Genomic DNA, 578 nt, shown 5'->3' on the forward strand with positions numbered 1-578 from the left:
GCCTGCCGGATCGAAGCGCGCTCGGCGTTCTACCAGGCAAGCGGCGCGTATGGGTTCCGCGACCAGTTGCAGGACATGATGGCGCTGACGCACGTGCGGCCCGACGAAACGCGGCGGCACCTGCTGCGTGCCGCGTCGCGGCAGTTCGTCGAAGGCGACTTTCAGCATTGGTGGCTGCCGCACTCGGGACAAGGCGTACGCACGCGAATCTCCGACGACCGCGTGTGGCTCGCCTACGCGGCTGCCACCTACATTGGCTGCACGGCCGATCACGCCGTGCTTGACGAGATCGTGCCCTTCCTCGAAGGTCCGATGCTGCGGCCCGGCGAGCACGACACCTTCTTCCAGCCGATGCTCGCGGAGGGCGCTGCGTCCCTGTTCGAACATTGCGCGCGCGGTCTCGATCAATGCATCGAACTGACCGGCGCGCAGGGTTTGCCGCTTATGGGCACCGGTGACTGGAACGACGGGATGAACCGCGTCGGCGCAAACGGCAATGGAGAAAGCGTCTGGCTCGGCTGGCTGCTGTTGCGGACCATTGACCTGTTCGCACCGCTCGCCCAATCGCACGACCCGGC

General features: G+C 66.4%; 1 protein-coding gene. It reads left to right on the top strand.

What is annotated here, in order from left to right; all coding sequences use genetic code 11:
• The coding region (locus ACYPXD_RS33160) for a GH36-type glycosyl hydrolase domain-containing protein (protein ID WP_459722459.1) at positions 1-578 on the top strand (578 nt) is incomplete at both ends.

The organism is Paraburkholderia sp. 2C (assembly GCF_054589215.1).